Annotated in this window: 13 protein-coding genes; 4 read left to right on the top strand and 9 right to left on the bottom strand. The window is 59.3% G+C overall.

Annotation, left to right across the window (positions count from 1 at the left end; all coding sequences use genetic code 11):
* Positions 1-19: 19 nt before the first annotated feature.
* On the bottom strand, positions 20-1,393 hold the full coding sequence (locus tag QP941_RS09610) for a sodium/glutamate symporter (RefSeq protein WP_284844680.1): 1,374 nt from the start codon (positions 1,391-1,393) through the stop codon (positions 20-22).
* A 178-nt stretch (positions 1,394-1,571) separates the two neighbouring features.
* Between QP941_RS09610 and QP941_RS09605 the strand changes: the two genes are divergently transcribed.
* Positions 1,572-2,744, top strand: a complete 1,173-nt coding sequence (locus QP941_RS09605; protein ID WP_284868781.1) for a 2-polyprenylphenol hydroxylase — start codon at positions 1,572-1,574, stop codon at positions 2,742-2,744.
* On the opposite strand, the gene QP941_RS09600 is transcribed toward QP941_RS09605, so the two are convergent.
* Positions 2,741-3,556 (bottom strand): carbon-nitrogen hydrolase family protein, encoded by an 816-nt coding sequence (locus QP941_RS09600; protein ID WP_284868780.1) that lies wholly within the window; start codon positions 3,554-3,556, stop codon positions 2,741-2,743. The genes QP941_RS09605 and QP941_RS09600 overlap by 4 nt on opposite strands.
* Positions 3,557-3,647: 91 nt before the next feature.
* On the opposite strand from QP941_RS09600, the gene QP941_RS09595 reads away from it, so the two are divergent.
* Both QP941_RS09595 and QP941_RS09590 read left to right on the top strand, forming a co-directional pair.
* Complete coding sequence (locus QP941_RS09595) at positions 3,648-3,911, top strand: hypothetical protein (protein WP_269953938.1); 264 nt, start codon at positions 3,648-3,650, stop codon at positions 3,909-3,911.
* An 8-nt stretch (positions 3,912-3,919) separates the two neighbouring features.
* Positions 3,920-5,074: an alpha/beta hydrolase gene (locus tag QP941_RS09590; RefSeq protein WP_284844677.1), complete on the top strand. Its 1,155-nt coding sequence runs from the start codon at positions 3,920-3,922 to the stop codon at positions 5,072-5,074.
* A 17-nt stretch (positions 5,075-5,091) separates the two neighbouring features.
* On the opposite strand, the gene exaC is transcribed toward QP941_RS09590, so the two are convergent.
* The 5 genes from exaC to dnaK all read right to left on the bottom strand — a co-directional run bounded on the left by exaC (position 5,092) and on the right by dnaK (position 11,187).
* Complete coding sequence (exaC, locus tag QP941_RS09585; RefSeq protein ID WP_239279378.1) at positions 5,092-6,612, bottom strand: acetaldehyde dehydrogenase ExaC; 1,521 nt, start codon at positions 6,610-6,612, stop codon at positions 5,092-5,094.
* A 244-nt stretch (positions 6,613-6,856) separates the two neighbouring features.
* A complete protein-coding gene (locus tag QP941_RS09580) occupies positions 6,857-7,306 on the bottom strand; it encodes a heat shock protein transcriptional repressor HspR (RefSeq protein WP_049378992.1) in 450 nt (149 codons plus the stop codon).
* 20 nt (positions 7,307-7,326) lie between these two features.
* Entirely contained in the window at positions 7,327-8,532 is a 1,206-nt protein-coding gene (gene dnaJ, locus QP941_RS09575; protein ID WP_284868779.1) for a molecular chaperone DnaJ, read from the bottom strand.
* A 97-nt stretch (positions 8,533-8,629) separates the two neighbouring features.
* Entirely contained in the window at positions 8,630-9,337 is a 708-nt protein-coding gene (gene grpE, locus QP941_RS09570) for a nucleotide exchange factor GrpE (protein WP_284868778.1), read from the bottom strand.
* Positions 9,337-11,187, bottom strand: coding sequence for a molecular chaperone DnaK (gene dnaK / locus QP941_RS09565; protein ID WP_005325523.1), 1,851 nt, complete (start codon positions 11,185-11,187; stop codon positions 9,337-9,339). Before dnaK ends, grpE begins: the two co-directional genes overlap by 1 nt.
* Before the next feature lie 454 nt (positions 11,188-11,641).
* On the opposite strand from dnaK, the gene QP941_RS09560 reads away from it, so the two are divergent.
* Positions 11,642-11,818, top strand: coding sequence for a hypothetical protein (locus tag QP941_RS09560; protein WP_284844676.1), 177 nt, complete (start codon positions 11,642-11,644; stop codon positions 11,816-11,818).
* Positions 11,819-11,967: 149 nt separating this feature from the next.
* Here QP941_RS09560 and QP941_RS09555 read toward each other — a convergent pair whose 3' ends face one another.
* Both QP941_RS09555 and QP941_RS09550 read right to left on the bottom strand, forming a co-directional pair.
* Positions 11,968-13,125, bottom strand: coding sequence for an IS30 family transposase (locus QP941_RS09555; RefSeq protein ID WP_502869214.1), 1,158 nt, complete (start codon positions 13,123-13,125; stop codon positions 11,968-11,970).
* A 60-nt stretch (positions 13,126-13,185) separates the two neighbouring features.
* A partial coding sequence (locus QP941_RS09550) for an integrase core domain-containing protein (protein ID WP_502869213.1) occupies positions 13,186-13,425 on the bottom strand: 240 nt, incomplete at its 5' end.

Genomic DNA, 13,425 nt, shown 5'->3' with positions numbered 1-13,425 from the left:
GGGTCGTCGGCAAGCGCGGCTATGCTTGCTTCTGTCCTACATGGCCGATGCCCTCTTGGAAGATAGTGCCGCGCGGCGGCATAAGGCGCATGGCCTTGAAGGCAATGTAGACGCCGATGGAAATCGCCAAGGAAATGGCGCCGAAGACGCCGGTAAATCCGTACATGACAGCCATGGGCGCGATGATGGTCCACGAGATTTCGAAGGGACCGAAACCGATATAGGCCATGCCGTATTCGGACAGCGTGCCGGACTTGAGCTTAGGATCCACAATCTTGAGGATGGCGATGCCGGTCGCCACGGTGGCGGTGGCCCAGCCCCAGCCAAAGATGCCGCGCTCGATCCAGCGCTCACCAAAGAACTCGGCCGGGAACCACAGCAAGAAGAACACGCAGAAGATGGTGCCCAAGACGAAGAGCAGGAGAAGTGCCTGCCAATAAGAGGCAATAGCGGCTGGGACGATGGCAGCCACGCCGAAAGCGATGAGGTAGTCCGTGGCCGCGCCGGAAATGGAGGAAATGGAGTCCTTATCCAGATAATCCTCGGCGCCGACGAAATTCATGACCGCACGGAAGAGAAGGCCCACCACCATAGACATAGCAAAAAGCGGCACGGAGACGTTTTCCCAGATGCTGCTCAAACCCTGATTGATGCCGTAGGCGGTCATCACGGTCAAGATGATGAAGCCAAAGTGCAGTGCGAGCGGCTCGATGGAGGAAGGGTTGGTGGTAGCGCGGCCGAGAGACGGGCGCTCATCAATATTCTTGATGTAGCCGCGACGCAGCTCTTCCGGCAGCTCCTTGGGTACGTGGGAGACCTTGCCCTTGCGGATGCCCCAGTTACCGGCGATTACGCCGCCAATGATAGCGGCCAGCGTGCCGACGGTCGCTGAGGTAAAGCCGAGCGAAGACGCGGCATCAGCGCCCACGCCCTCCAGCGCGCCGCCCACGGCCGCAGCAGTACCGAAGCCGCCGGTAAAACCGACGGGCAGCATCATGCCGAACCAATTCGGGGTATCGAAAAGCGGCGCAAAGAGGATAAGGCCCAGCACGATAAACAGGCCCCACTGGCCGGTGAACATCATGGTGGAATAGCCCCACATATTGCGCGCGCCCTTGCCCATGTTGCCGCCCACTTCCATGGAGTAGGCCATGGACGCAAAGACCACCGCAATGAGGATGGAGGTGTAGTCACCCAAATTATCGGAGAAGTTGATCCAGCCCAGCACGTTTGGACCTACCAGCAGGCCGATAAGGCCGGCGGTAATAGGGGCAGGCAGCAGCAGGTCCTGGAAGATGAACTTCACCTGGTGACGCAGGACGTTGCCGATGACCATGAGCAAAGAAATCCAGCCCACATCCAACATGAGCGTATAAGCGGAAAAATCTTCCATGGGGACCCTTTCTAGCTGTGCAATTATGGCGACTTGCCCCCGTTAGAGGGCAGACGGATAGGGAATACAATACCTTCCGACAAGTGAGCCACAACATAGGCTCCCGTTTTCACCCCCACTACACTTTCAGTAGGTAGCTCGACCCCCGGTTGGGCGCTGACTATTAGGATGATGTGACATGTGGGAATTGGGCGAGCATTTTCGAAATTACGAAGACGAGTACCGCGATGCGGTCCACGAGCATTTCTTTAACGCGGTGCCTGAATCCCGGCAGATTTTTGCCCTGTCCATGCGCGATACCCATACCTCGATGGTGCCTGCGCTGGCGTGGGTGATTGAGCATACGGAGCCTGGGGAGCCCCTGCTTGCCGACGTCTCCGCAAAGCTCACCCAGCTCGCCCGCGATCACCGCCGGCATGGGTTTCCGGCCGAAATCTATTCCCGCTTTGACGATGCCCTCGTGGCGGGACTGCGGGTTTTGGCGCTAACGCAGTATCAATACAACTTTGCCTGCGACGTCATCCACCAGGTATGTACCACGATGGCCGACGCCGCACGGGAATCCGACGCCGCCGGCGAAGCACCGGCGCACTCGGCGCAAGTGGTAGCGGTGGATCACCCCACCCGCGAGACATCCATCATCCGCGTGGAGGCTGGCCTGGCTGTGCCCTACCAACCGGGGCAGCACTTTCCGGTGACTACACAGTACTTGCCCGGGCAATGGCGGATGCTCACCCCTGCGCAGCCTAGCGACGGGACCGGTCAGCTGATCTTTCACGTCTCCACCGCGGGCGAGGCTTCCCGGTCCCTCGCGCACGCGCAGCCCGGAGACTGGTGGACCTTGGGCCAGCCCGCCGGCGGCATTAGCCTCCAGAACGCGGGCGCAGGTGAACTGGTCATCATTGCCTACGGCACCGGCTGGGCCACAGCCCGCTGCGCGGCGCTCGCCGCGCTGGGCGATAAAGTCCGCAGCCGAGTACCGCGCCTCTTTGCCGTGGCGGGCAGCCCCGGCGCCCACTATGACACCTACTTCCAGCAGAACCTAGCAGCGCTCGGCGTACCGGTGCGCCGCATCGTGCGGGAAGAAAAAGACCCGTGGTTGCTCAATGCCCGCGAATTGGCACCCGGCGCCGACTACGTGGTCTCCGGGGAGCCGACCGATGTAGTAGTCAACGAGGTGGAGTTATCCACAGGCACTCCCCCGCGCTTCCTACTCGTCGGACCGGCCGAAGAAGTTGTGGAAGGTGAGGAAGAGTTGGTTCAAAGGGGCGTCGGCAAGCAGCACATCGACCTCCTTAGCTGGGGCCGCGACGGGCGCTGGCAGCCGGAAGACTACGCGGCACTGGCCTAGTCCGCAGTGGCCACGACCGGCAGGGCGCGGCGGGTTTTCGCTACCTCATTCGGATCGATGTCGGCATAAAGGATGTCATCCTCGTACCCGGCCTCGGCCATGCGCACGCCATTCGGGTCAACGATGGTGGAATGGCCAATGCCCGTTGGTCCGGAAGGATTGCCCGCCTCTGCGTCACCGCCCGGGCGCGATTGGCCGGCCGCAACGATATAACTGGTGGAGTCCAAGGCACGCGCGGCCGTGAGCAGGCGCCATTGCTCCAGCTTTCCGGGGCCGTCCGCCCAGCTCGTGGGCACAACAATGAGCTGCGCGCCCTGGCTGGCCAGCTCCTTAAACTGCTCCGGGAAACGGATGTCATAGCAGGTGCCTACGCCCACAATAAGGTCATCCACGTCGAAGGCCACCAGCGATTCGCCGGCCAAGACCGTATCCGATTCGCGGTAGTCAAAGGCATCATAGGTATGAATCTTGTCGTAGCCACCCAGTACGCCAGGACCTGCAATGAGCGCCGTATTGGTCACGCGATTAATGGTCTTGCCCTCGCGCTCCACGGTATCGGCTGGGCAGAACATGCCGGCCACGACGGTGACCTCGAGCTCCTCTGCGAGCGCTTGGATCGCCGTGGCGAACGGGCCTTCGAGCGTCTGCGCCTGCTCATCAAGGCGCCCGGAGCGGAAATTCTGCGACGTGGCCTCCGGCAGCACGATTAACCGCGCCCCGTTTCCGGCTGCCTCACGGATCTTGGCAAGGGCCAGTTCCTGGTTTTCGGTGATATTACCGGTGGACGTTAACTGCACTGCTGCTACCTTCATGCCTCCCAAAATAATGAAGCAGGGCAAAGTTATCCACAGGCTGCGTCATAACCCCTAGCGCGGCGTTGTGTGGTCCTTCAGGCTTAGGGGCATGAGTTATGTAGAAATTCCCACGCACCTGCCCGATTACGTCCGCTCCCTCATGGCGCGTCCTCCACTGCCACCGCCGACGGCCGCGCTCGATACCGCCTACCGCACCGCGGCCGCACTAGAGCGGGCCCGCGACACCTGGTCCAGCACCGTGGCCGCAACGGAGGACGCCACGACCGAGCAATTGCGCTCCATTGCGGCCTTTCTCGGCACTGCCGCTGGGGTGGATTCCCGCCTGGGCCATGCACTGGGAGATGCGCGATGACCCTATCTATGGCTTTAAGACATGGCGCCAGTACGTTGCACAGCGAACGCACTGAACTGCGTTTTCGATTTTTAGATGCACACCAGGATTGGCGCGGCCTATCACTGGGTGGCCCCGCTGGTGACGCCGCCCGCACCAGTTTGGCGGGCTACACCGACTGGCTGACCCAGCCGCTGCACCAGATGGAGCAGGTTGCCACCACCCTTGAGCGTCACGCGGACCTGCAGGCCCGCCGCGAGGAACTCGAGGACCGCATCATCGCATTTCTAGGACAAGTGGATGAGCGCAATGGCGCCGCGGCCAGTGCCGCTGGACTCTTGTTGAATCAGGTGCGGGCACTGGGTGATTCCCTCGACTGGCTGTGCTCCCAAGAAATCGATGCCCTGTGTACGCCTGCCGGGGTCGCGCCACCCGTTCGCTTCGAAGACTTCTCCGATCTTCCAGTGGATACCGTCCACGAGATTAACCTTGCCCACGCCAGCGAGCACGTATCTCAGCTAGCCGCGCAGAACCCAGATATGCGGGTGCTAGAAACTAGCGACGGACGGCTCGTAGCCATGGTGGACCCCGGCGGCTTCCGGACTACGCCGGCATCACTTACCACCTTCGTGGAAGGAGTTCACTCCTCCGATCCAGAAACCTGGCAGCGCGCGGTAGACCGCGGCCGCAATCTTGCTAAGGCCAGTGGCGGGCCGGCGGTGGTGTGGTTGGGCTACCAGGCGCCATCCTCCCTACCCCGTGCGGTTCACGCCACTCCCGCGCGCACTGCCAGTCAAGAACTCGCCCGGTTTCAGCGCTCGCTCGGTACACGCTATCCGCAGGCCAAGCGCACCGTAGTGGGATATTCCTATGGTTCTGTCGTCACCGGGCATGCCGCAAAGCAGGAAAGGATTGCTGAGGACGTAGTGCTCGTCGGCAGCCCTGGCACCGGCGCTGACCATGCCTCAGAACTGCATGGCCGCATCTGGGCGGCCACAAATGCCAACGACCCCATCGCTATTACGACGGGGCCTAACGGCGGCATCCATGGTCCCGATCCCACCGTTGATACTTTTGGTGCCACTCCCCTCCCCGGCGCGGATGGCCTCCCTGGCGATCATGGCTCCTATTGGGAGGACCCGCGGTTCTTGCGTGGCCTAGGCCAAGTGGCGCGCGCGAACTAATCCGAGGGGTACGGCCTTTAGAACAGGCCGGCCGGCTGGTCCGAATAGGAGACCAACATATTCTTAGTCTCCTGATAGTGGCCCAGCATCATCAAGTGGTTCTCACGGCCAAGGCCAGATTCCTTGTAGCCACCAAAGGCACTGTGCGCTGGGTAGTCGTGGTAGTGGTTTACCCACACGCGGCCGGCTTGGATATCGCGGCCCGCGCGGTAGCAGATGTTTTGGCTGCGCGACCATACGCCGGCACCAAGGCCGAAGTTGGTGGCGTTAGCGATTGTGATCGCCTCGTCATAGTCCTTAAACGTAGCTACGGAGAGCACCGGGCCAAAGATCTCCTCCTGGAAGATGCGCATGTCGTTATTTCCCTTAAACACGGTGGGCTCGATGTAGTAGCCCTTTTCCAGGCCTTCCACCTTGTTCACGTGGCCGCCCACAAGAGTCTCCGCGCCTTCTTGCGGACCGATCTCCAGGTACTGCTTGATCTTGTCCATCTGCTCCTGGGAGGCCTGCGCACCCATCATGGTTTCCGTATCGAGTGGGTGACCAATCTTAATCTTCTTGACGCGCTCAACGGCCAGTTCCAAGAACTTATCCGCAATGTCTTCGTGCACCAGCGCGCGCGATGGGCACGTGCAGACCTCGCCTTGGTTAAGGGCGAACATGACAAAGCCCTCCACGCACTTTTCCAAGTAGGAATCGTCTTCATCCATGATGTCTTTGAAGAAGATGGACGGGGATTTACCACCCAGTTCCAAGGTAACGGGGATGACCTTGTCAGCGGCAGCCTTGTTGATGATCTTTCCCACCGGGGTAGAGCCGGTGAAGGCGATTTTGGCAATGCGGTCCGAACCGGATAGTGCCGCACCGGCTTCATCACCTAGGCCATTGACGATATTGAGCACGCCGTCAGGAAGAAGATCACCGATGATATCGATGAGCAACAGGATGGATGCTGGTGTCTGCTCAGCCGGCTTCATGACAATGCAGTTTCCAGCAGCCAGCGCTGGCGCAATCTTCCAGGCGGCCATGAGCAACGGGAAATTCCACGGGATAATCTGGCCTACGACGCCGAGCGGCTCATGGTAGTGATAGGCCACGGTGTCCTGGTTGAGCTGGGACAGGCGGCCCTCCTGGGCGCGGATGGCGCCAGCGAAGTAGCGGAAGTGATCCACGGCCAGCGGAATATCAGCGGCCAGAGTTTCGCGTACGGCCTTGCCGTTCTCCCAAGTTTCCGCGACCGCAATCTTTTCCAGGTTTTCCTCGATGCGGTCCGCAATGCGATGCAGAAGCAATGCACGCTCGGCCGGGGTGGTTTTACCGAAGGTTTCGAAGGCCTTTTCCGCGGCATCGATAGCCAAGTTGATATCGGCTTCTTTGCCGCGAGCTACCCGGCAAAATACCTCGCCGTTTACTGGACTGATGTTGTCCATGTATTCACCATCGACGGGCGCCACCCACTGGCCGCCGATGTAGTTGTCATAGCTTTCGCGATAGTCAACGATGGAGCCTTCGGTTCCCGGGGCTGCATACAGGGTCATGCTGTGTGTCCTTTCCTGGAGAAAATTACGGGTAAAGGTGTTGTGCGACACTAATATTCCTGCCTGTGTCTTACATCACCAACCTGCTAGTCATCCTAACCCTAAACTTTGCAATGCGCACTGATTACAGTTACCCCCTTTGCAAATATTCACATGCCACCGCGAGTACGCAGGCAGAAGAAAACCCCGCATCCAGCGGGGAAGCTGGCTGCGGGGTTGGGTGTACTCGTCTGCAGAGCGAGAGTTAGTCTTGGCCGTATCCACGGCCGCGGGAGCGCTTGCGCTCACGCGCGGTACGCGGGCTCCACATCACCACGGAAGTGGACCGTGGTACATGGACAAGCTCGCCACTGCGCTGCGGGCGACGTCCAGCGGCCTGCTCGCGCAGGGCTCGGACCTCTTCAGCTAAAGCGTCGCGCTCAGCCTCGAGTCGATCGCGTTCTTCGGTCAACTCGATGATGGACTTGATGCCGGCAAGGTTGACGCCATCGTCCTGGGACAGCGCCTGAATCTTGCGCAACAGCTCAATATCCCGGTCAGAGTAGCGGCGGCCGCCGCCACGGGTGCGGGCCGGGGAGACTAAGCCCATACGGTCATAGGTGCGCAGGGTCTGGGCGTGCATTCCGGATAGTTCTGCAGCTACCGAGATGACGTAGACCGCGGTGCCGGAATCTTCTGCCTTTCCAGTGCTCATCTTTCAACACACCTCCTGCCTTAAGCATTCTCGGCGCCGGCCCAACCCGCACGCGGGTTGAAACCGGAGTCCTTTTCCGCTTGAGCATAGGTGCGCAGGGCGCTGGAGGCAGCGGCATCGAGCTTGGTGGGCACGGTAACCTGCACGGAAACCAGCAGATCACCGGAGTTGCCACCGCGCTTGGCGATGCCCCTTCCACGCACCCTCAACGTGCGACCATCCGGGGTGCCAGCCGGGATCTTCACGCGCACCGGGTTATCCAAGGTAGGAACCGCGATGGTGTCGCCCAAGGCCAGCTCCGTGAAGGAAACCGGAACGGTGACATGGAGGTCATCGCCCTCGCGGGTAAAGACCTTATCCGGCTTTACAGTCACCGCTACGAACAGGTCACCGGCCGGTGTGCCGTTGGGACCTGCTTCGCCCTGGCCGGCGAGGCGGACCTTTTGTCCATCAATGACGCCGGCAGGGATGCGCACGGTGATATTGCGGGTGCGGTGAACCGTGCCAGTGCCGTGGCAATCCTTGCACGGATCCGTGATGCGGCGGCCGGTGCCATCGCAGTCCTTACACGGGGCAGAGAAACCGAAGGCGCCGCGGTTTTCCGAGGTAAAACCGGTACCGCTGCAGGTGCCACAGGTAGAGGTCTTGCCGGAAGCGGAACCCGAGCCGTGGCACGTGGTGCAGGGCGCATTGCCGCTGAGCGCTAGGGGAATGGTGGTTCCCTTAGCAGCCTCTCGGAAGTCGAGGGTTATTTCCGTTTCGACGTCGGCCCCCCGCGACGGTTTAGCTGAGTGGCCAGCACTACCGCCGCGGTTGAAAACGCTACCGAAGATATCCCCAACACCGCCGCCTTGAGCCGATCCTCCAGCGGATCCTCCGAAGAGGTCCGAGAGGTCGAATTCTTGCGCACCTTGTCCACCCATGCGCGTGGATCGAAACCCGCCGGGAAATCCGGCGCCTCCCATCCGTCCAAAGCCGCCTCCATTGCGGAGCATGGCCTTGAACTGGTCGTATTCCTTGCGCTCGGTGGCGTCGGAAAGCACGTCGTAGGCTTCCGCAACCTTCTTGAACTTTTCCGCTGCCGCGGGGTCGTCCGGGTGGGTATCAGGGTGATTTTCGCGCGCTAGCTTGCGGTAAGCACGCTTAATCTCGTTCTGGTCTGCGGACGAGGAGACCCCCAGATCCGCATAGTAATCTTTGTCTGCCCATTCGGGTTTAGCGCTCACTGGGCATCTCCTCCTTTCAAAGAGAATCGATACAAGTTAAGTAAAAGGGCGCCGCGGGAAGGTCACTAGTCAATTCCCAGGGCGCCCTTTATGTTATTTACTCGGATTCTTCCGAGCTGCCGGACTCATCGCTGGGGTCCGCGATGATGACCATGGCATTGCGTACGAGCCTGTCGCCCACGCGGTAGCCCTTGCGCAGCACGGTGCCAAGCACCTGCTCATCGCCGGAGGACAAGTCCTGCACGGCTTCGTGGACCTCAGGGTCGAAGGCATCGCCTTCCTCACCAAAGGCAGCGAGGTCGTGCTTTTCCAGCGTGCTGTGGAGCTTATCCGCAAACGCCTTGAGCGGGCCTTCCAAGTCGCCGTGTTCACGAGCCAGTTCCAGGTCATCAAGGACAGGCAGCATATCTGCGATGACCTTGGCCTTGGCGGTCTCGATTACGGCCTGGCGGTCGCGCTCGGTGCGGCGGCGGTAGTTGGTGTATTCCGCATTGAGACGCTGCAGGTCTTCTGTGCGTTCTGCCAACTGTGCTTCCACATCGCTAGCGCCGGTGCCTGCGGGCTCTTCGCCCGCTGCTTCGGCTTCTACCTCATCAGCGTTGACATCTGCCAGCGCTTCTTCGAGGTCAGCATCGAGGGTGGGATCCAGCTCGGCTTCTTCGGTGGCGTCAGCCTGTGCTTCCTGCGCAGCCTGGGCCTCCTCGGCCTGCTCGGCAGCAGCCTCAGCGCGGTCAGCCGAGGTAGCCTCCGGATCCGTGTTTTCCGGGTCGCCTGGGTTGTGCGGCATTCCGCTGTCCTGAGTCATTACTTGTTGCCATCCTTGTTCTCGTCCTCGTCAACGACCTCAGCGTCGACGACGTTCGGGTCACCCTGCGCAGCACCAGCATCGGCAGCACCCTCGGCGCCTGCCTCAGCAGCCTGTGCCTCGTAGATCTGCTTGCCCATCTCCTGGGATTCGGTGGACAGCTTCTCCACTGCAGACTTGATGGCCTCGAGGTCATCGCCCTTCAGAGCCTCATCAACGGCATCAGCAGCCTCGGTGACCTTGGTCTTAACGTCCTCGGATACCTTGTCAGCGTTGTCATCCAAGAACTTGCGGGTCTGGTAGGAGGTGGACTCTGCGTTATTGCGCAGCTCCTGCTCCTCACGGCGCTTCTTGTCCTCTTCAGCGTGCTGCTCAGCATCCTTGACCATGCGGTCGATTTCTTCCTGGGACAGGCCGGAACCATCCTGAATCTTGATGGTGTTTTCCTTGCCGGTGCCCTTGTCCTTTGCGGTCACGTGGACGATACCGTTGGCATCGATATCGAAGGTGACCTCAATCTGCGGAACACCGCGCGGTGCCGGAGCAATGCCGCCGAGCTCGAAGGAGCCGAGCAGCTTATTAGCGGTAGCCATCTCGCGCTCGCCCTGGAAGACCTGAATCTGTACGGAAGGCTGGTTGTCCTCTGCGGTAGTGAAGGTCTCGGACTTCTTGGTCGGGATGGTGGTGTTGCGCTCGATGAGCTTGGTCATCACGCCACCCTTGGTCTCAATGCCGAGGGACAGCGGGGTGACGTCGAGAAGCAGCACGTCCTTAACCTCGCCGCGCAGCACGCCTGCCTGCAGGGCAGCGCCGACTGCAACAACCTCGTCCGGGTTAACGCCCTTGTTGGCATCCTTGCCGGTCAGTTCCTTAACCAAGTCAGATACGGCTGGCATACGGGTGGAGCCACCAACGAGAACAACGTGGTCGATATCGCCGACGGAAAGGTCAGCGTCCTTGATGACCTGGTTGAACGGAGCCTTGGTGCGGTCCAGCAGATCCTGGGTGATCTTCTGGAACTCGGTGCGGGTCAGGGTCTCATCCAAGAACAGCGGGTTCTTGTCGGAGTCAACGGTGATGTACGGCAGGTTGATGTTGGCCTGCTGGGAGGAGGACAGCTCAATCTTGGCCTTCTCTGCAGCCTCGCGCAGACGCTGTACGGCGCGCTTATCCTTGGTCAGGTCAACGCCCTGGGAGGTCTTGAAGCGGTCTACCAGCCAGTCGACGATGCGCTGATCCCAGTCATCGCCACCCAGCTCGTTATCGCCGGCGGTGGCCATAACCTCAACGACGCCATCGCCGATTTCCAACAAGGAGACGTCAAAGGTGCCGCCACCCAGGTCGAATACCAGGATGGTCTGCTCCTGCTCGCCCTTTTCTAGGCCGTAAGCCAAAGCAGCTGCGGTTGGCTCGTTAACGATACGGAGCACGTTCAGGCCTGCAATCTGGCCAGCTTCCTTGGTGGCCTGGCGCTGTGCGTCCTCGAAGTATGCAGGAACGGTAATAACGGCGTCAGTAACATCCTCACCGAGGTAAGCCTCTGCGTCGCGCTTCAGCTTCATCAGCGTGCGAGCGGAGATCTCCTGGGAGGTGTAATCCTTATCATCAATGTTGATCTTCCAGTCGGTGCCGATGTGGCGCTTGACGGAGCGAATGGTGCGGTCAACATTGGTTACCGCCTGGTTCTTAGCGGACTGGCCGACCAGGATTTCGCCATTCTTTGCAAAAGCAACGACGGAAGGCGTGGTGCGGGAGCCTTCAGAGTTAGCGATAACGGTGGACTCGCCACCCTCCAGTACGGAAACGACGGAGTTCGTCGTACCAAGGTCAATACCTACTGCGCGTCCCATGATTTCTTCTCCTTTTATCTTGGGGTAATTAATAAAGTTGACTGTCAGTGACTCAACTTCTCGTTGCGTCCGAGCGCTACTGTAACAGAACTTCTACGTCCGGTCACACAACCTTGAGCCCGTGTCACTCAATCCTTACAACGGGTAGCCTACAAAAGTTATTCCCCGCGACTCAACTTTTCTTGTAAACCTTGCCTTTATGCAGCTCAGCCCCGCCCTTGCCGACGCCCACACCCCTACCCTCCGCACAATCACCCCCTTCACCCAACACTGCCCCACACCCAAACGGAGATCCTTAAATAACCCTAAGAGGATCCAAAAGTCACCTCAGAAAGGATCCAAAAGAGGATTGGCAGCTCGCCCCCGCTACCGCACACTAGGAACTACAGCAGTTAAGAGCTGCTACCCCAGAGAGAGATTGTAGTTTTACTCCGCCGATCCGAAAGGAATGTATATGTTCGATTCCCTCGCAGACCTCAGCTCCGCCATCGACTGGGAAGCACTCGTTAAGGGCATCAAGGGCCTCATCGACGCTTCCTCCGAGTCCAACACCGACTCCGAGGGCCTGTCCTCCGTATTCGAGGGCCTGTCCTCCAAGGATGACGCAGAGGCTGCTGCAGAAGCTAAGTAATTAGCCTTCTGTACTCCTTCATGAAGACCAGCTAAACCCCTCACCTTCTTCCTCCGCTCGGAACCCACCACAAGGAACCGCGCACGAAGGTGCGGGGGTTTCGCTGTTTTCAATCGCTGGGCGGATTCTAGTGGTCGTGGAAACACTTCTTATGTTTCGGTTGAGTTTATCAGTGCGGCCATTTTCTCGGCTGGTGTTTGAAAGCCCAGGGTTTTGCGGGGGCGGCGGTTGAGTTGCATGGCGACGAATTCTAGGTCCGCTGCACTATGGACGCTTAGGTCTGTTCCTTTAGGGAAGTACTGCCTTAGTAGTCCATTGGTGTTTTCATTGGTGCCTCGCTGCCACGGCGAACCAGGATCGCAGAAGAACACGGGACAGTTTGTCGCTACAGAAAAGGCCTTATGGCAGGCCATTTCACTTCCCTGATCCCAGGTAAGTGATCCTTTGAGATGATCTGGCAAGGTAGCAATCGCTTTAGTAAGTGCTTCATTTACTTCGGTAGCACTATGCCCATTAGGTAAATGCAGCAAGATGACATAGCGCGTGGTTCGCTCTACTAGCGTGCCAATTGCAGACTTATTACCCGCGCCTAAAATGAGGTCGCCTTCCCAATGACCTGGTACTGCTCGGTCATCTACTTCTGCTGGCCGGTCGGAAATCATCACCATAGGGTCAACAAACCGCCTGCGGGCACTGCGCGTGCCACGAGGTCGACGTTGGGCGTGACCGCGACGCAGTGCAGCAGCGACTTCCTTTTTCAACTCGCCTTTAGCCTGGAAATACAAAGACTGATAAATAGTTTCAGGACACACGTACATAGTCTCATCACCGGGATAGCGACTGCGCAACCTCCCAGAAATCTGCTCCGGCGAGTACCTATCTTTCACCATCGCCCAGACCACGGTGCGCAAACGTGGATTGGCATCAATCTTGCGCTTTTTCGGTCTAAACCTACGCAACACCGATTTACGGTGCGCATGCGTGGGAAGATACACCCCAAATTCATCCCGGTTGCGTTTAAGCTCCTTGCTGATAGTGCCAGCAGAGCGCTGAAGACGCCGAGCTATCTCACGTACACCTTTGCCTTGCCGGTCAAGATCAAAGATGAGCTCGCGTTCTTCTATCGATAAGTAGCGCGAAGAGATACGCCTATCGATACGCTGTTGCGGAATAACCTGGACTGGAACTGCTTGACGACCATCAACGTACTCAATTACCTGCATAAGCCTGTTATACAGCGCCACATCCGGGCCAGCCGGGACAAAAGGCACACGCCCGGTGGAAAGCTTAATGACACCTTTGTCTATATCAGCAGCATTACTGGGGTTGCCCGCAAATCGTGGACACGTAGTGGGGCTACCTAGTGTTTAGGCAGCTATTTCTTTTCTACTGGTGGTTAGACCAATGTGGTTTTCGAAGTCGACGGGACTGACCATTCCTAGTGCAGAGTGCCGGCGCCGACGGTTGTAAACGACTTCCATCCAGTAGGCAACGGCCTTGCGCGCGGCATCACGGGTTGGCCAGCGCTTGCGGTCGTAGAACTCGGTTTTAAGCGTCGACCAGAACGACTCAGCCATCGCGTTATCAAAGCACACACCAGTACGCCC

Source organism: Corynebacterium sp. MSK150 (assembly GCF_030229215.1).
Taxonomy (GTDB): domain Bacteria; phylum Actinomycetota; class Actinomycetes; order Mycobacteriales; family Mycobacteriaceae; genus Corynebacterium.
The sequence above is the reverse complement of the archived record's forward strand: the minus strand, read 5'-3'. Positions and strand labels throughout refer to the sequence as shown.